Source organism: Vibrio sp. 1641 (genome assembly GCF_033339995.1).
Lineage (GTDB): Bacteria > Pseudomonadota > Gammaproteobacteria > Enterobacterales > Vibrionaceae > Vibrio > Vibrio alginolyticus.
The window spans coordinates 696,765-720,994 of sequence record NZ_JAWOVP010000002.1; the positions used below are offsets into that span (position 1 = coordinate 696,765).

19 protein-coding genes are annotated in these 24,230 nt (G+C 45.0%); 5 read left to right on the forward strand and 14 right to left on the reverse strand.

Features of this window, described 5'->3' with window-relative positions; all coding sequences use genetic code 11:
- The first annotated feature begins 55 nt into the window (after positions 1–55).
- The gene (locus R7Z47_RS07010; protein WP_047103537.1) at positions 56–766 is read left to right on the forward strand and encodes a hypothetical protein; all 711 of its coding nucleotides are present in this window, start codon (positions 56–58) and stop codon (positions 764–766) included.
- Positions 767–848: 82 nt separating this feature from the next.
- Here R7Z47_RS07010 and fruA read toward each other — a convergent pair whose 3' ends face one another.
- Genes fruA through fruB form a run of 3 tightly spaced genes read right to left on the reverse strand, consistent with a single transcriptional unit; the run spans position 849 to position 4,721 of the window.
- Positions 849–2,588: a PTS fructose transporter subunit IIBC gene (gene fruA, locus R7Z47_RS07015; RefSeq protein ID WP_005376409.1), complete on the reverse strand. Its 1,740-nt coding sequence runs from the start codon at positions 2,586–2,588 to the stop codon at positions 849–851.
- Between the two features lie 18 nt (positions 2,589–2,606).
- The gene (gene pfkB, locus R7Z47_RS07020; RefSeq protein ID WP_042520798.1) at positions 2,607–3,578 is read right to left on the reverse strand and encodes a 1-phosphofructokinase; all 972 of its coding nucleotides are present in this window, start codon (positions 3,576–3,578) and stop codon (positions 2,607–2,609) included.
- Positions 3,579–3,587: 9 nt separating this feature from the next.
- Entirely contained in the window at positions 3,588–4,721 is a 1,134-nt protein-coding gene (gene fruB / locus R7Z47_RS07025; RefSeq protein ID WP_213960948.1) for a fused PTS fructose transporter subunit IIA/HPr protein, read from the reverse strand.
- Between the two features lie 373 nt (positions 4,722–5,094).
- Between fruB and cra the strand changes: the two genes are divergently transcribed.
- Positions 5,095–6,075, forward strand: a complete 981-nt coding sequence (cra, locus tag R7Z47_RS07030) for a catabolite repressor/activator (protein ID WP_005386066.1) — start codon at positions 5,095–5,097, stop codon at positions 6,073–6,075.
- 17 nt (positions 6,076–6,092) lie between these two features.
- Here cra and R7Z47_RS07035 read toward each other — a convergent pair whose 3' ends face one another.
- Positions 6,093–7,046, reverse strand: coding sequence for an endonuclease/exonuclease/phosphatase family protein (locus R7Z47_RS07035; protein WP_213871094.1), 954 nt, complete (start codon positions 7,044–7,046; stop codon positions 6,093–6,095).
- 226 nt (positions 7,047–7,272) lie between these two features.
- Here R7Z47_RS07035 and R7Z47_RS07040 point away from each other — a divergent pair, with 226 nt between their 5' ends.
- Positions 7,273–7,806 carry an RNA-binding S4 domain-containing protein gene (locus tag R7Z47_RS07040; protein ID WP_262592160.1) on the forward strand — a complete coding sequence of 178 codons (534 nt, stop codon included), beginning with the start codon at positions 7,273–7,275 and terminating at the stop codon, positions 7,804–7,806.
- Positions 7,807–7,912: 106 nt separating this feature from the next.
- Here R7Z47_RS07040 and R7Z47_RS07045 read toward each other — a convergent pair whose 3' ends face one another.
- The 7 genes from R7Z47_RS07045 to R7Z47_RS07075 all read right to left on the reverse strand — a co-directional run bounded on the left by R7Z47_RS07045 (position 7,913) and on the right by R7Z47_RS07075 (position 14,447).
- On the reverse strand, positions 7,913–8,731 hold the full coding sequence (locus R7Z47_RS07045) for an EAL domain-containing protein (protein WP_262592161.1): 819 nt from the start codon (positions 8,729–8,731) through the stop codon (positions 7,913–7,915).
- Positions 8,732–8,823: 92 nt separating this feature from the next.
- Complete coding sequence (locus tag R7Z47_RS07050) at positions 8,824–9,744, reverse strand: amino acid ABC transporter permease (protein WP_262592162.1); 921 nt, start codon at positions 9,742–9,744, stop codon at positions 8,824–8,826.
- 81 nt (positions 9,745–9,825) lie between these two features.
- A complete protein-coding gene (locus R7Z47_RS07055) occupies positions 9,826–10,644 on the reverse strand; it encodes a transporter substrate-binding domain-containing protein (protein WP_064369266.1) in 819 nt (272 codons plus the stop codon).
- Between the two features lie 9 nt (positions 10,645–10,653).
- Entirely contained in the window at positions 10,654–11,451 is a 798-nt protein-coding gene (locus tag R7Z47_RS07060) for an amino acid ABC transporter permease (protein WP_256902706.1), read from the reverse strand.
- Entirely contained in the window at positions 11,451–12,185 is a 735-nt protein-coding gene (locus R7Z47_RS07065) for an amino acid ABC transporter ATP-binding protein (RefSeq protein ID WP_262592163.1), read from the reverse strand. Before R7Z47_RS07065 ends, R7Z47_RS07060 begins: the two co-directional genes overlap by 1 nt.
- A 162-nt stretch (positions 12,186–12,347) precedes the next feature.
- Entirely contained in the window at positions 12,348–13,004 is a 657-nt protein-coding gene (locus tag R7Z47_RS07070) for a lysoplasmalogenase (protein ID WP_005376394.1), read from the reverse strand.
- A gap of 294 nt (positions 13,005–13,298) precedes the next feature.
- Complete coding sequence (locus R7Z47_RS07075; RefSeq protein WP_054700944.1) at positions 13,299–14,447, reverse strand: iron-containing alcohol dehydrogenase; 1,149 nt, start codon at positions 14,445–14,447, stop codon at positions 13,299–13,301.
- A gap of 206 nt (positions 14,448–14,653) precedes the next feature.
- On the opposite strand from R7Z47_RS07075, the gene R7Z47_RS07080 reads away from it, so the two are divergent.
- Both R7Z47_RS07080 and R7Z47_RS07085 read left to right on the forward strand, forming a co-directional pair.
- Complete coding sequence (locus R7Z47_RS07080) at positions 14,654–15,535, forward strand: AraC family transcriptional regulator (protein ID WP_017634187.1); 882 nt, start codon at positions 14,654–14,656, stop codon at positions 15,533–15,535.
- A gap of 277 nt (positions 15,536–15,812) precedes the next feature.
- Positions 15,813–18,974, forward strand: a complete 3,162-nt coding sequence (locus R7Z47_RS07085) for a chitinase C-terminal domain-containing protein (protein ID WP_262606752.1) — start codon at positions 15,813–15,815, stop codon at positions 18,972–18,974.
- 97 nt (positions 18,975–19,071) lie between these two features.
- Here the strand turns inward: R7Z47_RS07085 and glgC are convergent, their stop codons facing one another.
- The 3 genes from glgC to R7Z47_RS07100 all read right to left on the reverse strand — a co-directional run bounded on the left by glgC (position 19,072) and on the right by R7Z47_RS07100 (position 24,116).
- Positions 19,072–20,289 carry a glucose-1-phosphate adenylyltransferase gene (glgC, locus tag R7Z47_RS07090; protein WP_033906540.1) on the reverse strand — a complete coding sequence of 406 codons (1,218 nt, stop codon included), beginning with the start codon at positions 20,287–20,289 and terminating at the stop codon, positions 19,072–19,074.
- Positions 20,290–20,826: 537 nt separating this feature from the next.
- Positions 20,827–22,575: a formate--tetrahydrofolate ligase gene (locus tag R7Z47_RS07095; protein ID WP_262606751.1), complete on the reverse strand. Its 1,749-nt coding sequence runs from the start codon at positions 22,573–22,575 to the stop codon at positions 20,827–20,829.
- Positions 22,576–22,811: 236 nt separating this feature from the next.
- Positions 22,812–24,116 carry an inosine/guanosine kinase gene (locus R7Z47_RS07100; RefSeq protein ID WP_005376376.1) on the reverse strand — a complete coding sequence of 435 codons (1,305 nt, stop codon included), beginning with the start codon at positions 24,114–24,116 and terminating at the stop codon, positions 22,812–22,814.
- Between the last annotated feature and the right edge of the window lie 114 nt (positions 24,117–24,230).

Here is a 24,230-nt window from a genome sequence, read left to right on the forward strand (position 1 = left end):
TACAATGCAAATCATGCGTATACTGATGTAACGACACATCAAAGATTGAGATTACATGAATAAGCGTATATTAAACGGACTCTTCTTCGTTGGTTCTTTCACCTTGGTTGGCTGCACCGCGACGGATAGCATGCCGACAGAAACCAAACAACCTGCCCCTAAAGTCAACAGTGTTAGTGCTGAAGTCATTTCCAGTTGGATTGATAGTAAGGTTTTAGCCCCTGAAGGGCTGTCGCTCGAGCAAGACAATCTACGTTATCTATCGGGTAGCGCCGACCTAAACAGCGACGGCAAGGCAGAACACATAGTGTTGCTTCAAGATCGCTATTTCTGTGGTAGTGGTGGCTGCTCTGCATATATGTTTGATAATGAGGGAAACGTTATTAATCGAATGTCGGTAACTCGCACGCCTATTGTACTAGCCGACAGTTACAGTAATGGTTGGCAGGACTTTATCGTTTGGAGTAATGGCTCATATCGACTCATGAGTTACAACGGTGAGTCTTATCCAAGTAACCCGTCACTAGAGCAAAAGGTGGATCGAGACGCTAACCAGCAGGCGGCAATCGCAAATGTAATGGCGACAGAGCTTTATCAGCAAGACGGCTATGACATTCTGCCCGCAGAGTCAAAAACCTTGTGGACGCCAGCTAACGTTTACCACTTTACCTTCAAGCACTACGGTGACCCGCATAGCGCTTATCAAGCAACGGTGGATATGAGCAGTGGGGAAGTAGACATTGTAGCCGTTCCGGCTGCGGAATAAAAAACACCTCCCTTAACCGGAATTAAAGGGAGGTGCTAAATGCCAAATTCGAGGGTGGCATTGTTAACCGGAGTCGCTCTAATTAAGCTGCGACTTCTTGTTTCGCTTCTGCTTTGCTTTTTAAGAATGCGTAAGTAAAGCCAGTTACCGCTGTACCTGCTGCAATAGCCACTAAATACATTAATACTGGTGAAATTGCGTTAGGAATTAGCAGCACGAATAGACCGCCGTGTGGTGCCATTAATTTCGCACCGAATAGCATCGATAGGGCACCAGTAAGTGCGCCACCTGCCATACAAGATGGAATCACGCGCATTGGATCTTTCGCAGCAAATGGAATTGCGCCTTCAGAGATGAAACAAAGGCCCAAGACAAATGATGCTTTACCTGCCTCACGTTCATTTTGTTCAAATTTGTTCTTCGCAATGAAGGTCGCTAAACCCATACCTAGCGCAGGAACCATACCTGCGGCCATGATTGCCGCCATTGGCGCGTAAGTTTGTGAAGCCAAAAGGCCAACACCAAATGCGTAAGCGGCTTTGTTTACCGGGCCTCCTAGGTCGAAACACATCATTGCGCCAAGGATAATACCCAGTAGTACTGCACTGTCAGATCCCATGTTGTTTAGGAAGTCAGTCAGGCCGTTCATGATGCCTGAAACTGGGCCGCCTACGATGTAGATCATGACAAGGCCAGTGAACAATGTTGCTACAAATGGAATGATCAGAATCGGTTTAAGCGCCTCCATCGATTGTGGCAGTTTCACCTTATCTGCGAGGAGTTTCGCTGCGTAACCGGCAATGAAGCCAGCTGCGATACCACCTAGGAAACCAGCACCCGTTGAACTTGCTAGCATACCACCAACAAGACCAGGAGCCAGACCAGGACGGTCAGCAATTGAGAACGCGATGTAACCAGCAAGTACAGGAATCATCAATGCGAATGCAGAGCCACCACCAATGTTCATCAAGGCTGCTGCTAGTGTGCCTTCTTCTTTAAATGCTTCAATACCGAACACGAAAGATAGAGCGATGATCAAACCACCTGCAACGACGACAGGAAGCATGTGCGAAACACCCGTCATTAGGTGTTTGTAAGCGCCTTTTTTCTCTTCGGTGGAAGATGAAGAGTTAGCTGAACCAGAATGTTGATACACCGTGGCTTGCTCGAATGCTTTGTCCATCTCTTCGGCTGTTTTCTTCAGAGCTGGACCTGTTTTCGTGCGGTACATCTTTTTGCCGTTAAAGCGATCAAGTGGCACTTCAATATCCGCAGCAATGATCACCAGATCGGCGTCTGCAATTTCTTGCTCAGTCAGTTGGTTTTTAGCGCCAACTGAACCACGAGTTTCCACCTTGATTTGATGGCCACGACGCTTGCCTTCTTCTTCTAAAGCTTCTGCCGCCATAAAGGTATGCGCAACGCCAGTAGGGCATGCCGTGATTGCAACAATCTTCTTTGATGCTGATGTTGTATCTGTAGTGATAGGGGCTGCAAGTGTGGTTGCTTTTTCAAGTAAAGTGGCGTTTTCAACCGCTTGCTGGAGAAACGCAGTTGCGTCTTTTGCTACTTCGCTAATTTCCGCTTGGTAAACCTTTTTTCCTACAAAACGAGAAGTGTCGACGCTAGTATTTGCCGCAATGACAATGACTTCTGCTTGTTCAACGTCAGCTTCCGTCAATAGTGTTGGTTCAACCACACTTGATTGACATTCTATTTTGGCATTCCAGTTTAATTTTGCGGCGGCTTGTTCTAGTAATCCTGCCGCAAGGATGCTATTTGCTACACCGCTCGGACAGGCAGTAATAATGGCAATATTCATACGATAACCTTCTGTTCCTTAGTTTTGTTCTAAGTTTGTAATAGGGTAAAGCGCGCTAACTTCAGTTTGTCGCTTGATATTTTCCAGTTCTTCCTGACTGGTTAGCCCTACGCCAACTTGACTAACTGCCAAAGCAGAAAGTGCTGTAGCGAAGCGCAATAAATCGTTTTTAGGCATCAGTTGCATGTGGCCCCAACACAAGCCAGCGACCAGCGTATCGCCTGCGCCAACGGTGCTCACGACATGCATTCGAGGCGGTTTTGCACTAAGCCATTCGCCTTGGTTGAGCCACATAACACCGTCAGGTCCCATAGAAACCACGATGTTTTCTATGCCTTTGTCGCTCAGTGTTTGCGCTGCAGCTTGGCACTGTTCAGGTGTTGCTAGATGTTCGCCAACAAAATCACCAAGTTCTTCATCGTTAGGTTTAATTAACCATGGGTGAGCATCAATACCTGACTTCAATGCGGCTTTGCTACTGTCGAACAACACCTTTTTGCCTTGTTGATGCAGTGCTTCTATCCATGCAGCGCATTGCTCTGCAGTAACACCGCCCGGTAGGCTGCCTGCCAATACAAAGTAATCGTGTGTTTCAGCAAGGCGGAATAGGGTTTCTTCAAAGCGCGCGATTTCTTCTGCCGTAACTTGAACACCAGGGAAGTTAATGTCACTAACGTTTCCATTAGCCTCAACGAGCTTGACGTTGATACGAGTTGCACCTTGTACTTCTACAAACTCATTCTTAACGCCGATGTCATTGAAAAGCTGATGGAATAGCTCAGGGTTATCTTTACCAAGAAAGCCGGTAACCGTGACATCTGCGCCTAAATCGCTCAACACTTTTGCTACGTTGACACCTTTACCTGCAGCGTGGAGATTGCTTTGCTGTACTAAGCTCACGGAACCAACGTTTAGTTCATTTACTGAACCTGTTAAATCCAATGCCGGGTTGAGCGTAATAGTGACAACCTTATTTGTTTTGTTTGTCATATCGGATCCTTAACCTTCACCAAGGCCAGAAGCGATTGCATTTCCGATAGACTCCAAGGCTTGCGGCGCATCAGGGCCTTCTGCTGTAAATTGAAGTTGGTGACCGTGCTTAACGCCCAGCGCGATGACTTTCATTAGGCTCTTCGCGTTTACTGCTTTTCCATCTCCGTCTAGGTTGGCAACACGTATAGTGGATTCAAACTTTTTCGCTTCTGCGACTAACATTGCCCCCGGACGAGCATGTAGGCCGTGAGAGTTTTTGATTTTAAATACAGCGGTATTGCCTTCTTCTGAAGATGCAGCTGTGACTTCTTCACCTTTGAACAAAGCAAGAATCTGTTCTACGGATGCATCTAAAAGCTTGCCGTGTTCATTGTTAAACACAATATTAGAAAGCGTTTTTAGGATAGATTGGTGAGCATTGTTACATGCTGCGAACGCGACAAGTGCACGCACTTTTTGACCTTCATATTCGCAGTCGTTTGCCGTCGAGACAAATGACACGCCTGTGCGAGTGACATGTTTGTCACTGCCAATTAACCACAGGCCATTACCTAAGTGAGTTGGTTGTTTGGTAACGAGATCAGCAACGAATTCGTTATCAGCACATCCCGTATTTTTTAACAGACCACCAGCAACAGCACTCATCTGTAGCATGTCGCTCGCAGGGAACATGAGTTGAATTAAAGAAGCGTCAAAGTCTGCTTCAAGCTGAACATCACCGTGCAGTAGGGCGATGATTTCGTCTTCATTTTTTGCATTACGCAGACGTTCTTCTACGCCATCTGCGCCTAGCACTTTGGTGAGCTGTTTAAGAATGCCAAGGTGCTCATCAGATTTAGCTGCGATACCGATAGCGACGAACACAGTATTGCCATCACCCCAGTCGACACCTTGTGGGAAGTGGTGCACAGCAACACCCGTTGTTTTCACCATTGCACGAGTGTCGGTTGTACCGTGCGGTATGGCAATACCGTTCCCCAAAAACGTAGAGTTTTGGTTTTCACGGTTTAGCATGCCTTCAACGTAACCTTGCTCAACTAGGCCTTTATCAGTCAGGCTATGAGCAATACTCTTTATTGCTTCAAACTTATCTGTCGCTGATTGCGAGAGGGTAATGTCGTTCTTATTTAGCTTAAGCATGGTGCTTCTCCAGCCTTAAGGTATCAATTTAAAAATGTATTCTGTGTGAGAAGTTGAACGCCGCTTCTTCTGAGCGCTTATCACTCCTCAAACCTTTTATCTTTCAAGCTAAATCGATTCAGCTTGTTGGTAAATTTTTTAAAAGACTCAGAAAAACTGTTTTAAAAACTGACGTTAACAAATGAGTCTTTGGCGCTGTCCTATAGCCTAGCCTACAAATTGGTTTGTTGTGTATTCAGGTGATTTACGTCAATTTTTAAGTTTTGCTGAATCCTTTCAGCTTTTATACTGAATCGGTTCAGCTTATAATTCAACTTATCGAAAGATCGTTGATGTATTAATATGATCGCGCGCACAGAATAAGGTTTAGAATATGACACTGGATGAAATAGCCAAATTAGCGGGTGTTTCTAAGACAACTGCAAGCTATGTGATTAACGGAAAAGCGCAGAAATACCGCATCAGCGAGAAGACTCAGAAAAAGGTGATGGCCGTTGTAGATGAGTACAATTATAAGCCAGATCATGCGGCGTCTTCCTTGCGGGCAGGTAATTCACGCTCATTTGGGCTTATCATCCCAGACTTAGAGAACACCAGTTATGCGCGTCTTGCAAAGCTGATAGAGCAGAACTCTCGGAAAGCGGGGTACCAAATTTTGATTGGCTGCTCTGATGATGATCCTGATACAGAGCAAAAGGTGGCGGAAGCATTAGTCAGTCGTCGCATTGATGCGTTGTTTGTGGCAAGTGGTATGCCCACTGCAAACGAGTATTACCTTAAGTTGCAAAATTCTGGTACGCCAGTTATCGCGCTAGACCGTCCAATGGATGATGAGCACTTTTGTTGTGTCATCAGCGAAGATTTTGATGCCGCACTTGAACTCACTCAGTCAGTACTGTCAGAGGATATTAAGTCCATTGGCTTAATCGGTGCATTGCAAGATCTTCAAGTCTCAAAAGAGCGTGAGCTCGGTTTTCTATCTGCTTCTCAACAAGGTGGTAAAACGGCAACAGTGGGCTATGGACAACACTTCTCCCGGGAAGAAGGCAAGAAAGTCTTAGAGAGATGGTTAACAGAGAACGCATTGCCAGATGCCATTGTTACAACGTCATATACACTGTTAGAAGGTGTGTTGGATGTAATGCTAGAAAAACCAGAACTGATGGGAAAGGTGCGTTTAGCAACATTTGGTGATAATCGACTGCTGGACTTCTTGCCTGTGAAAATCAACTCTTTGCCTCAACAGTTTGAGTTGATCGCGGACAGCGCAATGGAGTTGGCACTCAACGCTTCCGCCAAGCGTTACAAGCCTGGCGTAGAACTTATCCCGCGTAAAATTGTGAAACGTCACTAAGTAACTAAATAGGTTGCTCAAAGCTTTACTTCAGCAGTCAGCGCCACAAATGCGTGGTCGCTGGCGTTTTTATCTCTGTCATAAATCGGGTTGATCAGATGTTGGTTAGACACCTGATAGTCAACAACCTCGGCAACCGATATATCTGATAAGGTGTCAAACTCTTGTGAGAGCAAGATATAGTCGAGTACGTTCCCAGTGGAAAAATGATAATGCGTGGCGGGGCGTTCATCCTTCTGAGCGTCACTTTGCAATAACCAACCATCTTTGAGTTGTAATTCAGTGACGCTGTCACCAGTATTGGATACCAATGCGCTGTTAACGCTGATAGGAGTGATAGGTTGATTCATATCGCCCATTAACACTGTCGGCATTGGTTCTTTTCGATACCTTTTTTGCATCGCGTCTCTTAACATCGCTGCTTCCCAGCCCCTTTGCTGGGTGGATAACCAGCGCCCAATAATCGTGCTAGACGTTTCTGGCTGTTCTGAGTCGGCCGGGCGTTGAGATTTCAGGTGCGTTACGTAAACGGCGATATGACCAAGTACAGGATGTATTATTTGGGCATAGATGGGTTTGCGACTGAACTCTGGAGCAACACTTACTCCAAAAGGTTCAAGCGTTGCTAAGTCAAACTCTACCGCTTGTACTTTTTCTATTGGAAACCGAGATGCGATTGCCACAACAGGGCTTGAGTAAATGTACTCATCCTCAACATGTGGAGTGTCAACGGTCGCAAAGTAGGGGTAGCCGATGGTTGAAAAGAATGCCTGGGTCTCCTCGATACTGAATACTTCTTGTAAGCCAATCACGTCGCCTTCCAGTTTTTCAACTTGACGTTGCGTCCACGAAAGTTTGTCTCGCCATTGCTCTAACGAGTATATGTTCTCGAAATCATAGTAGGCGTTAGGCGGTGCGACAAAATTAAACAAGTTCGCAGTGACAAAGGTAATTCTACTTGGTTGAGACAAAGTATTCACTCTTTTTAACAATAACCTGGAGAGTATATACCTTCGGATTATGGAATTGCAGCCTCGTTTGAAGTTGGCATTGACGTAACAGCTTGCGAATGGTCAGTTAAATAGGTCAAGACGTGCTCAAAAGCCACAAAGAACCTGCGATAGAGCATTGGCTGAGGTTTCTATTTTGGGACATTGCGTTTAAACTTCAGAGCATCAAATATGAAGAGTAAATAACATGACCCAAGATTACGACCACGAAGAGTATTTAGAAGGCGACGAGATTGAAATCGAAGCGATCGGCATTGATGTTGATGCGCATCCTATCGAACTGTATAAGCTTTTTAAAATCGCAAACTTGGTCAGTGGTGGTGGCGAAGCAAAACATATCATCGAGGAAGGCTACGTCGCGGTGAATGGTGAACTAGAAACACGTAAGCGCCGCAAGATGTATGATGGTGACTTTTTCGAGTTTAACCAGGAATATTATGTTGTGGTTTGCGATGCGCCAGTAACCGAACCTGAAACGGCAGAGCAAAAAGCAGAAAAGAAAGCGAAAAAAGAAGCGCAGTCTTCTCGTAAAGATAAGTCTCGTCAAAGTAAGTCACCTAAAGCCTCTGGGCCTAAATCAACAGGCCGTAAAGCGGCACATAAAGAGCGTAAAGCGCAGAAAGAAGCGTTGTCTCAGTCTGCTAAGAAAGGCAAAAAAGAAGACAAACCGCAAGCCACTCGTGATCCGAAGAGCGGTCGTAATTCTATTGATTTTTTCTAGGGAAATGAACGCTTAACTAAATAAGTGACATCTGAGTAAAACTAAAAAGCGCCGAGCATATTATATCGGCGCTTTTTTGGTTTCACTGTGCTGTAAGTGGGCAGTGTTAATGCACTGTCGTCTCGATGTTTAGGCTATCTGTCCAGTGATGAATGGCGCAAGGCTTTCCTAAGTAAAAGCCTTGGTAATAATCCAAATTAAGTTGATACATAGCTTGTAGCTGCACGTCTTCTTCAACCCCTTCTATAATGACTTTTGCTCCCATATGATCCGCTAGCTCAACGGCGCTATGTATGGAAAAGGTTTCTCCGGCGCAGTAGTCTAGCAAATAGGAACGATCTATTTTGATGATGTCAGGGCAGAGCTGCTGAACACGTGCGATATCAGAATGTTGGGCGCCAAAATCATCGATAGCAAAGATAAAACCATTTGCTTTCATTAACTGTACGGCTTTGATTAATAAATCCGTATCTCCGCATGACTCTTCGACTACTTCAAAAACTACGTCTGATGGGCTCATACCAAGTTCGGAAAGGCGTTTGTAAAGCAGGCCGTTATCTTTAAAGCCCATGTCTTTGGTTAGTGTGAGTAGCGTTTGAGGCATGACGTTAAGAAACAGTTTGATCGGCGTCCCTGCGAAATAGCGTGCGAAATTTCGAATGTGCATTGCTCTAGATAAAAACTCTACACATAAGCGAAAGTAGGGATCAAGACCATTATTGGCCAGAAACACGTCAGGACGAATTAGGGAACCATCAATGCCACGAATACGCAGTAAGGCTTCCATACCAATAATACGTTGGCGTCTATCAAAAATTGGCTGATAAACACTGTGAAAAGTGAATTGATTGAGAACTACGTAATATTCACCAAGATTATCTTGTTTTATGTATCGCTCGTAGTCGGATTGATTCTTTAACTCCATGAAAAACGCCGAAAATTTAGCATCTTGCCAATGTAACAGGGTGCAATTCTGATTTGAAGAATCAAATGTGCCTAATTACATATGCGGTTGAGTTAATTTGAAATGGCTTCCGATTTTGCTTCAATATGGCGGAAAATAAGTGACAGACCAAAACAGATTAAGAAGTAAGCAAGGCCGACAATCAACCAAATTTCAAATATATACCCTGATGAATTTGCCATCTCTGTCCCAACAAACGTCATTTCTTGTATCGAAATCAGTGAAACAATAGAGGTGTCTTTCACCAAAGAGATGGTTTGACCGGCAAGTGCAGGTGTTATTGATTTAAGCACCTGTGGCGCGATAACAAATCGGTATTTCACCCATCGAGACAAGCCCAATGAGTCAGCCGCTTCCCACTGACCTTGGTCGATACTTTGTAAACCACCGCGCACAACTTCTGCAATGTAGGCAGAAGAGAGTAAGCCGACGCATAACACGCCAGAGGCAAGGTTTTCCCAAAGGTTAGAAGGCCCAAACAGAAAGCGCTGTAGCGCATTTGGTTCGCCGTTGTAGTTTCGTAGAAGATCTTCCAAACCGAGTAACGGGATCAATTGGTTAGAAATGAAAAAGTAGAAAATAAAAACAAACACCAACGGAGGGATGTTTCTCACTAACTGGATAAACGCATTGGCAGGTGTGCGCAACCAAACGGAACGAGAGAAGCGTGCTAAGCCTAACAAAGTGCCAAACACTAATGCGAAGCTGATGCCCCAAATACTGAGCCTTAACGTCGAAATCAAACCTTGGAAGAAGTAGGGCAAACCACCATCTGCTCTAAGCGTGAAAAGTAATTCAAGCGCCTCTTTCCACTGCCACAAATAATGCACACCAACAGCGGACCGATGGTACAGCCAAACACCACCGATACCGCACATAACAAGTAGTACCCAGTCTAGTGTGTTTAATTGCGGTAAAAGGTAGCCTGTGCTGGATTTCGCGGGTGCTGTGCGAGTGGTAGTGTGTTCGCCCAAAAATTTGACTCCGATAAGTTATGGAAAAGTAAAATGGATGATTGGAGAGTATAGGCTCGCGGCGTCCACGAGCCATTTAGATTACTGGCCTTGCGCGACTTGATCTTGCCAATCTAATGTCGAGAACCAGTATTCATAACGTTGTTTTAACCATCCATCTTGGGTTCTTGCTTCAATCCATTTATTGAAAAAGGCCTTTTTATCTTCTTCCCCCAAGCGAACTGCAAAGGCTTCGTTACCTTGTGATAGTCGCTCAGAGAATGGAAGGAATAGTTTGTCGCTGTGTTTCACTGTCTCATGTTCTGGTTTTGGGCTAGAAGCAATGACCGCGTGGGCGTTACCATTCAGCACCTCTTGGAACGCTTGCGCGTCGTCATCAAATTGCAGGATCTTCGCTTTCGGGAAGGTTTCTCTGGCTACTTGAACGGTGAATGCGCCGCGACGAGCCGCAATTTTTACGCGTCGTGAGTCAAAATCCGAAAATTCGCTAAAACCAGAGGCGAGTTCTTTGTTTGCTGCTACTTGAACGCCTGAGTGCGAGTAGGGCTCAGTAAACAAGACGCTTCTGGAACGCTCAGGCGTAACCGACATGCCACCGATGATCACGTCGAACTTTTTCGCCAGTAGTGCGGGAATAATGCCATCCCACGCAGTCGGTACGAATTCCACTTTCAAACCTGAATCTTGTGCCAAGCGTTTGGCCACATCGATTTCAAAACCGATTAACTCACCTTGCTTGTTACGCATTGCCCAAGGTACAAATGTTGACATACCAACGCGCAAAGTGCCTCGTTCTTTGATTTGATCTACATTGGGTGTGGCAACATCTTCTTTCGCGATTGTAGGCATAGCGATGGCTAGCCCTAATAATGCAGTAATGGTCGCTTTGAATAACTTCATGTTATCTCCTTATAATTTGCGCCAACTGGCTCCGAGTTTGTGTTCTAGCCATGCAGACAAGCCAGAAAGTGACAGAGTGAGAGCAAGATAAATTGCTGCCACGGTAAACCAAATTTCAAACGGCATCGCCGTCTCTGAGACGATGTTGCGTGCCTGTGTTGTTAGATCAAAAATCGCCATCACGCTTACAATGGAAGAGTTTTTGATCAAAGAAACCACTTCATTGGTTAATGGCGGTAATGTGCGCTGTAAAACCTGAGGAAAAATTACGTCTTTGTAGGTGTAAAACGGTGATAGTCCGAGAGTTTGTGCTGCTTCGAATTGCCCTTTAGGAATACTGTTTAAACCTGCACGGAATATTTCCGCGGTGTAGGCACCTTGGAAAAGGGATAATGCCAAAACGGCGGTGCTGAATCGGTCCAAACCAATCACGGGGCCAAACACGAAGTAGAGTAAATAGATTTGCACCAACAACGGCGTGTTACGTATTACTTCGACATAAGTGGTACCAATAATATTGCCGACTTTCGAATCGCTAAGCCTTAGTAACGCGGTAACCAACCCTAATACTAAGGTAAAAAATAGACTAATAGCCGAGATGTTAAGCGTGACCAATAGCCCATCAATAAGTTCTGCCGGCCACCATTCTCCATCTTCATAAAAAGCGATGTAATCAGGTACGCGCTCCCATTGCCATTGATAGCCCATAGCGTCGGCACCAGAGTCCAACACCCACACAATCGCTATGAAGAGGAGCGTCATTTGCAGTAAAGCTTGAAGGACAGGTTTGATTACGCGAACTATCATCAGTAACTTAAAATTTGGTTCAAAAATGCTTGGGTGCGTGGATGCTGTGGTGTCTCAAATAAGGAGACTGGAGAGTTCATTTCCACGATTTGGCCTTCATCCATAAATACCACGCGGTTCGCTACTTTTTTGGCAAATCCCATTTCATGCGTGACGCAAATCATCGTCATTCCGCTTTGAGCCAGCTCAACCATGACATCCAACACTTCGTTGATCGTTTCCGGATCAAGCGCTGAAGTTGGCTCGTCAAACAGGAGTAAATCCGGTTCCATACACAAGGAGCGGGCAATCGCGACGCGTTGCTGCTGACCGCCAGAAAGCTGGATAGGATACTTACTCGCTTGCTCTTCAATATTGACTCGCTTTAGGTAATGTTTTGCGCGTTTTTCAGCTTCTTGTTTTGATAATTTGTGTGTGCGAATCGGCGCTAAGGTGAGGTTTTCCAGTACAGTCAAATGAGGAAAAAGGTGAAAGTGTTGGAACACCATGCCGATTTTACCGGGCTTGAGAGATTTTGCGTGAGAAGGCTGGTCGAACACATGAAGCTGGCCTTCTTGAATCGATTCAAGATGATTGATGCAACGAATGAGCGTTGATTTTCCGGAACCTGAAGGGCCACACACCACGACGATCTCGCCAGAATGCACGGAGAAGTTGATGTCTTTTAGAGCGTGGTAATCGCCATACCACTTATTTACGTCGCTAAACTCAACGACGGGAGTATTCTCTTTCAAAGGGGCACGCTATAACGGAAAAATATCCTTTTACAATAGCAAGTTGTGCGCGTAATTTCATTAAGAATAAGCTAATGTTTAGGCGATGATTTTAAGACTCTATTCAGATCGCTTACAAGATACATCCATGTTTCTTTAATGTTGGTGCAGTCTAGAGTATGACTAACTCAGTTCAACGAGATACGGATAACGAACAACAATCGCAACAACAGACATAACCATTAGTGTCTGTGCAGAATAGTAGGTCACCATGACAACTTGTCGTGAAAATATTGACCGTCCACCAAAGCGTTCAAAAGCCAATACGATGCCAGAGATAATAAAGATAAAGCTTCCGAGCACTGCAAAAGAGGAGGATTGTGTTTTTCCACTCAAATAATACTCGATCGAAGCCCAGCACATAGTCATCAGTACCAATATATAACTGGCAACTGGCCGTTTCTCTTTACCGAGATCCGGTCGGAACAACCAGTAGACGCATATACCCAGTCCGAACAAGGCAATTGGGAGCCAAGGTGTAAAATGCCACGCTGACATGATGGCAAAACCATAACTATAGGAGAGATGGGCAGAGCAAAAGAGCACTAATCCTGTAATGAACTTGTCTCTAGGGAGCATTAATAACACGTCACCAAGCAACGAGAGCGATAAGCCAATCAAAATCCAATGCGCATATGGCATTGGGTAAGCCGGGGACTGAATTAAAATACCAAGCATACAGAGCACTGGTAATGGTTTAGAAACGTAAAAGAGCCATTTAGAGCCTTTACGGATACTGATGATATGTATGAATGCTAATACGACAACAACTAGCCACATAAAGTGTTTTCTCGAACAGACAAAATTATGTAGTACTTCACTACAACAAATCAAAACTTAATTAACGAGTTAACTCGTTCTTTGATCTCAATTATTTTTATTTGTGTAAAGCTGGACAGTTGTCTCTTTACTAACCAACACGACCGATTTTTTGTCTGGAGGGAATCGTTGTTTTTAGAAGCCTCCTCGTTTTGAACGTGATGTGGCTTACAAAATAGCATAAAAAAACGGTATTGTGACTGTTAAGTCACAATACCGTTAAACCCTAGGAAGGGCAGTGAAGAATTGTTGCAGTTATGAGACAGCTAACTCTAAGATTTCTCGGCTACGTTCAAGTGTGATCGCCTGGTTTTCACCTAAAACAGTCATGCCGTGTTTGTTTAGTTGATCAATGATGGCATCGATAGCTTGTTCACGGCTCTCACCATAGTTTTCGAGCTTAGTTGCGACATCAAGTTGATGATAAAACGCTTCGATAGCTTCGATTGTGCGCTCTGCTAAATCCTCACCTGCTTCAAGACCAAATACGTTGCGACCCATTTGTTCTAACTTAGGGCGCTTAAACTGCATTTGGTTACGAAGTAACGACGGTTGGACAATTGCAAGAGAACGCGCATGATCAACGCCCCATAGAGCCGTTAATTCATGGCCGATCATATGTGTTGCCCAGTCTTGTGGAACGCCACTACCAATTAACCCATTCAATGCTTGGTTAGCAGACCACATTAAGTTTGCGCGCCACATATCGTCGTCTCGTTCCGCAAACTGTTCTCCGAGTGTTTTTAAAGTTTTCAGCAGTGTTTCTGCATAACCATCTTGAACCATTGCACCGGTAGGAAGCGTCAAGTATTGCTCACATACGTGCACCCATGCGTCAACAATGCCGTTGATAAGCTGGCGTTCTGGCAGTGTTTTCATTACATCTGGGTCTAACACGGCAAATTTTGGCTGCACTGCTGGAGACATGAACGGAAGTTTGTCTTGAGTTTCTTTTTTAGTGATAACTGCGCCCATGTTTGACTCTGAGCCTGTTGCTGGCAATGTCAAAATTGCAGCTAGAGGCGTCGCTTCAGTGACTTGGTGCTTACCAATCATGATATCCCAACCATCACCATCATACTTTGATGCCGCTGCTACGTATTTGGAGCCATCGATGACTGAACCACCACCTACCGCTAAAATAAAGTCAACGCCATGCTCTTTTACCATTGCGACTGCTTTATCGAGTGTTTCTTTGGTTGGGTTTGGTTCAACACCTGAAAACTCTAGCCATTCATGTCCCTCAAGAGCTTCCGCTACTTGGTCGTACACGCCATTTTTTTTGATGGAGCCACCACCGTATACCACTAAAACTTTTTGGTCGGATGGGATAGCTTCTTTGATTGCTGCGATTTGTTTTTGACCAAAGAAAATCTTGGTTGGGTTTACATAAGAAAAGTTCATTATTAGCCCTCTTGCTTCCAGTGAAGGAGATTGAATACATGCATATTAGTCCTGATTAACGATCGTTAACAGGTCGATTTCTGCAAATAATTTGCCTATTTCTACAAAATTAATGCTCTTGAGCTAGAAAGTTAAAGTCGAGAGGAAGTATAGTGCTCGAAACGATAATAGAGACCAAACTCGTTGGTCATTGATGGAGCGCTCTAATGCACACTCTCGCAGATATCATGCAGCAATATGTTGAAAAGCAGGGGCTGCATGACCTAGAAGGTATGAAGAAAACAGCGATAGATGGCGTATGGTTTTATCGCAGTAGCAAAGGGAATCATCGCCAGCCGTTTGTCTATCAGTCCGGCATCATCGTATTGGGTCAAGGGCATAAGAACATTCATATTGGTGATACACCAGTGCAATATGGGCCCGATGATTACCTTGTTGTCGGGGTTCCCATGCCACTAGAGTGCGAAGCGTTTGCGACAAACAATGAGCCTTTACTTGGCATTTCGATAGATATTTCGCCAACGCTTCTTCATAAACTCGTTAAAAAATTAGAGGGTGAGAAATTCAGTAATAAGTGTCTGGATGCGACCCGTTGCGGCCTTAAGTCGGTACGTATGAATGAAGGTATGTTGGATGCGTGCAAGCGGTTAATGAAAGCAATGTGTGACGAGCTTGATGTCATCATGCTTGGCGAGCTGCTTCTTGAGGAAATTGTGTATCGTACTTTGGTGAGCAAAGAGGGGTATGTTTTATTTGACCTAGCACATCAAGAAGGTTCTTACGCGAGGGTCGCTAAAGCACTAAATCGTGTACATCAAGCGTATCACGAACAGTTGAACGTACAAGCATTGGCTGAAGAAGCCAACATGAGTGTGTCTGCTTTCCATCAAGCATTTCGCAATGTCACGCTTGAATCTCCGTTGCAATATATTAAGAAAGTTCGACTTAACAAAGCGCGCGAATTGATCCAGTTAGAGGGGCGACGTGTTAATGATGCAGCGAGAATGGTCGGGTACACGAGCCCATCACAGTTTAGTCGCGAGTACAAGCGGCATTTTAATGAAACGCCAAGGTCAACAAAGGCTTAGTGATCTTTATTTCAAAATGGCGACTTTTTTTACCTTTTTTATTAATTTGCGAGTGACATATTTATTTGAGTTATAAAATTAGTTACTGGTGCCAAATAATAGGTACGTTGTTGCAATCATTTAGTGGATTGTTGCGAGGCGGTGTGGAAAACTCGTAAATAGATAGTGTGAAATCACCAACTTGTACTTAAGTTATTTTACGTCGAAATAAAAGTATAGATGCGCTTCGTTTAGCGCATTTAGTATTGTTTTAACAATAACTTAAGGAAGAGCGATTATGCACCTTAAAAACGGCAACGCAGTGAAAAACGTGTTCACACTAAGCACACTCACCGCTTCTTGTCTTATGGCCTTCAATAGCTACGCAGCAGTTGACTGTGCCCTTCTAGAAACTTGGCAATCATCAAAAGTTTATAACGGTGGCGACCAAGTTCAGCATGAAGGTAATGCTTATAAAGCGCGTTACTGGACGCAAAACAACAATCCAGCGCAATCTGGTGAGTGGGGCGAGTGGGAAACACTTGGCGCTTGTGATGGCACTGGACCGGTTGATCCACCTCAGAATGAAGTCCCGACGGTTACTCTGACATCGCCTTCTGCGTCGGCTTCTGTGACTGCGGGTGATGTTGTTAACCTAGCTGCAGATGCGGCAGATACTGATGGGACTGTTAGCAAAGTAGAGTTCTTTGTTGATGGTGTATTAGTTGGTCAGGCAACGTCTGCGCCGTATGCTGCATCGTGGACAGCAACTGAAGGACAGCACGAGTTCTCTACCAAGGCCTATGACGATGCAGGTGCCGTTAGTACGGCAAGTGTTGTGACGTTAACTGTGGCATCAGCGCAACCTGGTAACGAAGCGCCGACAGTGGATGTCGTGCTTTCTGCGAGCTCTATTGACCTGGGTGGTTCCGTAACACTGACTGCAAATGCTACGGATGCGGATGGTACCGTTGCTAAAGTTGATTTTTATGTTGCAGGTGTGCTTGCTGGCACTGCTACAACAGCGCCATACACGCTGGATGTAACCCCTTCACAAGCTGGCTCATTAAGTGTTTATGCGAGAGCAACCGATGATGCTGGAGCAACAGCAGATTCTGCAATTGCGACGTTAACAGTAAACGGCGGCGCAGTGACATCTAATTGTCGTCCTGATGGTCTTTATCAAACAACGGGTGTAGATGTTCCTTACTGTTCTATTTATGACGAAGAAGGCCGTGAGAAAATGGGGGCTGATCACCCACGTCGTGTAATCGGCTACTTCACCAGTTGGCGATCAGGTGACGACCCACAATCGACTTACCTTGTTAAAGACATTCCTTGGGAACAACTTACTCACATTAACTACGCGTTTGTGAGCATTGGTTCTGACGGCAAAGTAAACGTTGGCGACGTAAATGATCCTAACAACCCTGCTACAGGTAAAACTTGGCCAGGCGTTGAGGTAGATCCCGCTCTTGGTTTTAAAGGTCATTTTGGTGCACTAGCAACTTACAAGCAAAAACATGATGTTAAAACGCTAATCTCGATTGGTGGTTGGGCTGAAACGGGCGGTCACTTCGATACGAACGGCGATCGTGTAGCTGATGGTGGCTTCTACACCATGACGACGAATGCGGACGGTTCTATTAATCATGCTGGTATTGAGAAGTTCGCAACTTCAGCCGTTGAAATGATGCGTCAGTACAAGTTCGATGGTCTGGATATCGACTATGAATACCCGACGTCAATGGCTGGTGCTGGTAACCCTTACGACAAAGACTTCATGGAACCACGTCGTCAGTATTTATGGGCGTCTTACCAAGAGCTGATGAAAGTATTGCGTGAGAAACTTGATGCGGCATCCGCGCAAGATGGTATTCATTATATGCTGACTATCGCAGCACCATCTTCAGGTTACTTGCTACGTGGGATGGAAACCTTCGATGTAACTAAGTACCTAGACTACGTAAACATCATGTCTTACGACTTGCATGGGGCTTGGAATGATCACGTTGGTCATAACGCGGCTTTATTCGATACAGGTAAAGACTCTGAGCTAGCGCAGTGGAACGTATACGGCACTGCTGCATACGGTGGTATCGGTTACTTGAACACAGACTGGGCTTACCATTACTTCCGTGGCTCTATGCCAGCAGGTCGTATCAACATTGGTGTTCCTTACTACACCCGTGGTTGGCAAGGTGTTACTGGTGGCGACAATGGCCTTTGGGGCCGAGCGGCACTACCAAACCAAGCAGAGTGCCAACCGGGCACAGGTGAAGGTGAGAAGAACAACTGTGGTCACGGCGCTATTGGTATCGACAACATGTGGCATGATACCGACCCTAAAGGAAACGAAATGGGCGCTGGTTCTAACCCAATGTGGCATGCTAAGAACCTAGAAAACGGTATTTGGGGCTCTTACGCAGCTGCTTACGGTCTCGACCCTGTCAACGATCCTTCAGATAAGTTTGTTGGTACTTATACCCGTCATTACGATAGCGTTGCTGTGGCACCTTGGTTGTGGAACGCAGAGAAGAGCGTATTCCTATCTACGGAAGATAAAGCTTCTATCGAGGTGAAAGCCGATTACGTTATCGATAAAGAGATCGGCGGTATCATGTTCTGGGAACTAGCCGGTGACTACAACTGTTACGTACTGGATGCAAATGGTAATCGTACGGCAGTAGATGCCACTGAACAAGCTTGTGCGGCAGGTAATGGTGAATACCACATGGGTAACACTATGACCAAAGCTATCTACGACAAGTTTAAGTCTGCGACGCCTTACGGTAATAAAGTAGCGACTGGTCCAACACCAACTGAAGCAGTAGACATTACTGTTAGTGTTGGCGGCTTCAAAGTTGGCGATCAAAACTACCCAATTAACCCGAAAATCACGTTTACGAACAACACTGGTCAAGCGATCCCTGGCGGTACTGAATTCCAATTCGATATCCCAGTATCTGCGCCGGACAACGCGAAAGACCAATCAGGTGGTGGTTTGAAAGTGATTGCTTCTGGACATACTCGAGCAAACAACATTGGTGGCTTAGATGGCGTAATGCACCGTGTGTCGTTCTCTCTACCAGCATGGAAAGACTTGCCAGCGGGCGGCACTTACGAGCTTGATATGGTTTACTACCTACCAATCTCTGGTCCTGCTAACTACTCAGTGATTTCTGGTGGTAAAGAGTTTGCGTTCAAGTTTGAACAGCCAGATCTACCAATTGGTGATCTCAATGCGGGCACGGGTGGTGGTACCACTGAACCAGGTACGTGTGATACGACAGGTTTAGTGACATACCCAGCTCTGCCACAAACGGATTGGGCAGGTAATCCAAGCCACGCTAACCAAGGTGATAAGATCATCCACAACGGTGTGGTTTACCAAGCGAACTGGTGGACAGCGGCTGAACCGGGTACAGATGGTAGCTGGTCGACGGTATGTAACATCTAATTATTATGGATTATTTGTTATAGCCTAATGTTTACAGGCACTTAAACAAAAGCGCACGATGATTATCGTGCGCTTTTTTGTTGTGATAGTTTGTCGTTTAATCAAATTGGTAACTTTCGGGTATGACGACAATACCTTTGTCTGAGATTTTAAATCGCTTCGCATCTTCAAGTTTGTTGATGCCAATTTGAGTATGTGGCGGAATACGAACATGTTTATCAACTATGCAGTTGACCAACTGACTTCCTTCACCGACTTCCACGTCATCAAAAATGATGGAATCGACTACCGTTGCACTGTCTTGGATGCGTACATTAGAAGAAATAATGGAGTGCTGTACTGAGCCGCCGGAATTGATGACACCGGTAGCAATGATGGAGTTAATAAAAATACCTTCATTACCCGTAGCCGACGATACAGTACGAGCTGGTGGAAACTGCGGCTCGTAAGTACGAATCGCCCAATTAGACTGATAAAGGTTCATTGGCGGCACAGGTTCTAGTAGATCCATATTCGCTTCATAGAAGGAATCAATGGTACCCACGTCGCGCCAATAGCAATCTTTATCGACGCGCCCTTTACTGCCACAGAATTGATAGGCGTAAACGGATTCGGTATCAATCAGCTTAGGTATGATGTCTTTTCCGAAGTCATGGCTTGATGAATCGAGTTTTGAGTCTTCTTCAAGCGCTTCTTTCAAAACATCCATATCAAAGATATATATTCCCATAGAAACAAGGCTTCTGGTCGCGCTTCCAGGAAGAGTAGGTGGGGTTTCAGGTTTCTCTATAAACGAAGTAACGAGCCCGTTTTCTGCGGTGCCCATTACACCGAATGCTGAAGCATCCTCTACGGGAACATCCATACAGGCAACAGTGAGCTTAGCACCTTTCTCTTTATGCTCTTCAAGCATTGCGGCGTAGTCCATTCGATAGATATGATCGCCGGATAACACAACCACATACTTTGCATCATTTCGCGATAGCAACCACATGTTGTGATAAATCGCATCGGCGGTTCCTTCATACCATGCACCACCCTTGCGCATTTGTGGTGGAACAGCAGTAATGTACTCGCCTAGCTCTGGATTGAATATCGACCAGCCGTCTCGTAAGTGTTTTTGAAGTGAATGAGATTTATATTGGGTTAAAACAAGGATCTTGCGTAAACCCGAATGTAAACAATTGGTTAGTGTGAAATCTATAATTCTATATTTTCCGCCAAAAGGTACGGCTGGCTTGGTTCTGTCATCGGTGAGTGGGCTGAGTCTAGACCCCATCCCTCCTGCTAAAATTACGGCGAGTGCGTCTTCCATAGTATTCCCTTTCCCTTTTCTGACATGCATCAAAACGGTGCTAACCTGAAGGAGGTGGTATGCAACGCAGAGGTTTTGAAAAGCATGTGCTAATGTGCTTATTAGTGAAAAGTCTACTACAAGAATCGCGCCATAGAATATCTCCTTAAAAATCAAGGAGGTTAAAATTTCACTGTAAGACAACTGCACCATATTAGTGAAGCGCTAAATAGCCCGTGCATCAAATTGGCGCAAAATTGTAGAAAGGAGAAGTCAACAAGTATGGATTTACAATGTAAAGTGGCGACAAAACAAGAAGATAAATAGGGTTTTCTAGCTTAATAACTATCGCCAAACAAGGCTTAGGGTTAGCGTCTTAACTCTAAAGGCCTAAAACAGGCGCGTTGATGTAAGGCAGGAGAGCTTTGTATCAACGATTCAAGAGTAGAAGGCCTGAGACACCTCTTTTCACAGTTGTTGAGAGTGAGTGGATAGGTAAGTAGACCACTCACTTAATGAATATGCTCACTTCACTGATAGCGATACGTTATCACTGCACTAAGAGAGACCGATGATATTTCCTTCATCATCAAGATCTAAATTCATAAATGCGGGTTTATCAGGTAAGCCTGGCATCGTCATCACGGTAGCAGATAATGCATAAACGAATCCTGCGCCCGCACACAAGCGCAGCTCGCGGATTGGGACGGTAAAACCAGTTGGTGCGCCTTTGACTGCGGAGTCTGTGGTTATCGATAGTGGTGTCTTCGCGATGCAAACCGCTAAGTTGTTAAAGCCTAATTGCTCAAAATGTTTGAGCTGTTCAGTCGCGATAGGAGTCATTTCTATATTGGTTGCTCCATAGCCCGCTTCACATACTGCCATGAGCTTTTCGAGTAATGATTGCTCTTTGTTGTATAACGGACAAAACTCTACAGGCGTGGTACACGCATCAATAACATGTTGAGCTAGTTCCGTTGCGCCTTGTCCGCCTTGCGAAAAAGCGGTGCTGATGGCTACTTTAACTTCGGGATTAAATTGGTGAATCAGCTCTTCAAGAGCTTTAAGCTCTTTCACACAATCTTGTGGAAACTGGTTAATGGCAACGACAGCAGGTAAACCGTATTTATGAACGTTATTTATGTGCCATTTTAAATTTTCAAACCCAGCCTCCAATGCTGCTTGGTCCGGATTAAAAATGGAATCTGGAATAGCCATACCTGGCCGTAAATCGTAGTGTCCAGAATTCGCTTTGAGGCCGCGTAATGTTGCTACGATCACTACACAGTCCGGGGCTTTGTTGGCGGCAGCAGCTTTAATGTTACACGCTTTCTCAAATCCCATATCCGAACCAAAACCGGCTTCAGTTACCGTGTAACCTGACAGTTTTAGCGCAATATCGTCCGCGATAATGGATGAATTTCCATGGGCGATGTTTGCAAATGGACCTGCATGGATCAACGTAGGAACACCTTCTAGAGTTTGCATCAGTGTTGGTGCAATCGCCTCCTTTAGTGTTACTGCCATTGCTCCTGCAACTTGTAGATCTTCCGTAGTGACGGGGTTTCCGTTCAAATCGTACGCTACGACAATTTTCCCGATACGTTGGCGTAAATCTTTTAAATCTTTGGCTAGTGCAATGATAGCCATCAACTCGGAAGCCGCTGAAATATCGAACCCTTCGTCACGCTCGAAACCATTGATGGTTTTTCCTGCATCATTGAGGCCAATTTTGACTTTACGTAGTGCACGATCATTATGGTCCATCACTCGTTTCCAAGTAATACTTGCCGTGTCGATTTTAAGTGCTCTTAACCCGGTGCGTGATTCAAAGGCATCATAACCCTCGCGTTGTTCATGGAACAAGCGAGCGTCAAGAGCGGCTGAAGCAAGGTTGTGCGCCGCTGTCACTGCGTGAATGTCACCAGTAAGGTGTAAGTTTAACTCTTCCATTGGAGCTACTTGAGAATAACCGCCGCCCGCTGCGCCACCTTTAATACCGAAGACGGGTCCCATCGAAGGTTGCCTTATACATGCAATAACAGATTGATTAAGCTTTGCTAAACCTTGCGCCAGGCCTATCGTCGTAACGGTTTTTCCTTCGCCAAGAGGAGTCGGCGTGATCGCAGTGACGAGTACAAGTTTACCGTCATCATTTGCTTTGAGTCGTTCCAAACATTTTGGGTGGACTTTGGCTTTGTGCTTCCCGTGAGTGTCATACTCTTCGGGTGATAGTCCTACTTTTTCCGCGATAACATCAATAGAAGAAAGTGGTGTGTTTCGGCAAATTTCGATATCTGACTGCATGGAGAATCCCCAAAGTGGCACTCAGGTAGCGTTGAAAAACTACCTAAGTTATAACGAGTATTATTGTGAGGCAAAGGTCTGCTTGGTGATGGTACTGTTTCGGTTAGGCTTGTAAAGAGTTTACTGCTTCGTATTGTGCGACATACTAACGAAATCTACTCGTTATAGTGCTAGATAAAAACAAAAAGGCCACCAAATGGTGACCTTGATATATTTTTAGCTTTAAAGCTGTCGTTTTAACGATCCCAATAAGTCTCTTCTAAGCTATCTTCTCGTTCAGGAAGCGCTCGCGATAGGCGAGGAGAGTGCTGCGTCAACACTTCATAGCTTACTCGGTTTGCGTATTTACAGATCTGAGAAAGCGAGGAGTAGGTTAAGCATCGTACTTCGTGCTTTTCTGAGTTAGGCACTTCTTTTTGGTGGAAAGAGTTTGCTGCCATGTCATGCAGTAAGGCTGAAAGGGCTGCATCACCTGCACCGTTAGTGTTCTTAATCTCTAGTGGTCCACCAAGGTAAGGGCCGATGTGAGAGTAGACCTTCATTGGGTTTTGACAGTCTTCTTTACGCATCGCACGACTAAACTCGTACTGGTTAAAGGCTTCGAGGGAGCTTTCAAGGATGTCGTGTGTGGTTTCTCGTTTTACTTTCTCGTCGGTGTAACCAGCCATGTACAGACCATTTGGTCCTGCTGTACAAAGTACGAGATCAACCCACTCAAGTGCTTTATCAGCAGCAGCTAGCGGCTCTGTTTCACCTGTTAGCGCCGCACCTTCTTCTTCATTCATAGCGACAACAGAAATGTTTTCGCGAATGTATTCTTGCCACCACTGTGCGTTACCTTCGATAACGTACTTTGTCCCTAACGTAAGTACAACAGGGACATCGTGCTTCTTAGCAAAGTCGATCGCTCTTTGTACCGCTTTAGGCATTGGATCTTCTTCTTTACCACGCATTAGGTAAGAAGAAACAACCAGGGCTGATGCTTTCTCAAAGATCTCTTCAGGAATGCTTTCCGGAAGTAGTTGATTCATATGACCTTCGTTGATAGCAAATGTACGCTCACCGTCTTGAGAAATTAGGGTGTAGCAGCGACCAATAGGGCCATCTACCGTTTGTAAATGGTTAAGGTTCATGCGTGAAGACGTACGGCAAAGGTAGCGGTAAGCAAAAGAACCGACTTGAATGTTCTTAGACATCACACCGAGCAAAACGGATTTGCTATCGGCTAAAACTGAGTAGTTGTGAAGAGTATTGCCAATCGTGTCACCTGGGTATTGGTGTGTGATCAGGCCTTGCTCAACCAGTTCTTCGTAAAGAGCATCTGCTTTGCTTTCTTCAAGAACGAGCGAATGTCCTTTACTCAGGTTGTATTTCTCTAAAAACGCGTCATCTACACGTGCTTCGATATCTACAATGGTTTGACCGACACCAACAATAGTTGGGCGATATAGCTTAGGTGCCTGTCGGATTTGGTTTACTAATGGATCTCGAGCGTGAGTTGGGAAGTAGTGTTTAGATTTACGCTGACCAGGAAACTTCATGCTTGTTCTTGAGTGAGAAAAAAAAGAGGCGGGATTGTATCACAAAAAAATGAAAATCGTGGCGATTTATTACAAAGAAGTCTGCTCGCTGAAAAAATCAGCGAGCTGAGTAAA

Excerpts from the sequence above, each read along its gene's own strand:
- R7Z47_RS07100 (WP_005376376.1), bottom strand. The coding sequence starts at position 24,116 with ATGAAGTTTCCTGGTCAGCGTAAATCTAAACACTACTTCCCAACTCAC.
- R7Z47_RS07085 (WP_262606752.1), top strand. The coding sequence starts at position 15,813 with ATGCACCTTAAAAACGGCAACGCAGTGAAAAACGTGTTCACACTAAGC.
- R7Z47_RS07010 (WP_047103537.1), top strand. The coding sequence starts at position 56 with ATGAATAAGCGTATATTAAACGGACTCTTCTTCGTTGGTTCTTTCACC.
- cra (WP_005386066.1), top strand. The coding sequence starts at position 5,095 with ATGACACTGGATGAAATAGCCAAATTAGCGGGTGTTTCTAAGACAACT.
- fruA (WP_005376409.1), bottom strand. The coding sequence starts at position 2,588 with ATGAATATTGCCATTATTACTGCCTGTCCGAGCGGTGTAGCAAATAGC.
- R7Z47_RS07080 (WP_017634187.1), top strand. The coding sequence starts at position 14,654 with ATGCACACTCTCGCAGATATCATGCAGCAATATGTTGAAAAGCAGGGG.
- R7Z47_RS07045 (WP_262592161.1), bottom strand. The coding sequence starts at position 8,731 with ATGGAGTTAAAGAATCAATCCGACTACGAGCGATACATAAAACAAGAT.
- R7Z47_RS07070 (WP_005376394.1), bottom strand. The coding sequence starts at position 13,004 with ATGTGGCTAGTTGTTGTCGTATTAGCATTCATACATATCATCAGTATC.
- R7Z47_RS07095 (WP_262606751.1), bottom strand. The coding sequence starts at position 22,575 with ATGCAGTCAGATATCGAAATTTGCCGAAACACACCACTTTCTTCTATT.
- glgC (WP_033906540.1), bottom strand. The coding sequence starts at position 20,289 with ATGGAAGACGCACTCGCCGTAATTTTAGCAGGAGGGATGGGGTCTAGA.
- R7Z47_RS07055 (WP_064369266.1), bottom strand. The coding sequence starts at position 10,644 with ATGAAGTTATTCAAAGCGACCATTACTGCATTATTAGGGCTAGCCATC.
- R7Z47_RS07075 (WP_054700944.1), bottom strand. The coding sequence starts at position 14,447 with ATGAACTTTTCTTATGTAAACCCAACCAAGATTTTCTTTGGTCAAAAA.
- R7Z47_RS07040 (WP_262592160.1), top strand. The coding sequence starts at position 7,273 with ATGACCCAAGATTACGACCACGAAGAGTATTTAGAAGGCGACGAGATT.
- R7Z47_RS07060 (WP_256902706.1), bottom strand. The coding sequence starts at position 11,451 with ATGATAGTTCGCGTAATCAAACCTGTCCTTCAAGCTTTACTGCAAATG.
- fruB (WP_213960948.1), bottom strand. The coding sequence starts at position 4,721 with ATGCTTAAGCTAAATAAGAACGACATTACCCTCTCGCAATCAGCGACA.
- pfkB (WP_042520798.1), bottom strand. The coding sequence starts at position 3,578 with ATGACAAACAAAACAAATAAGGTTGTCACTATTACGCTCAACCCGGCA.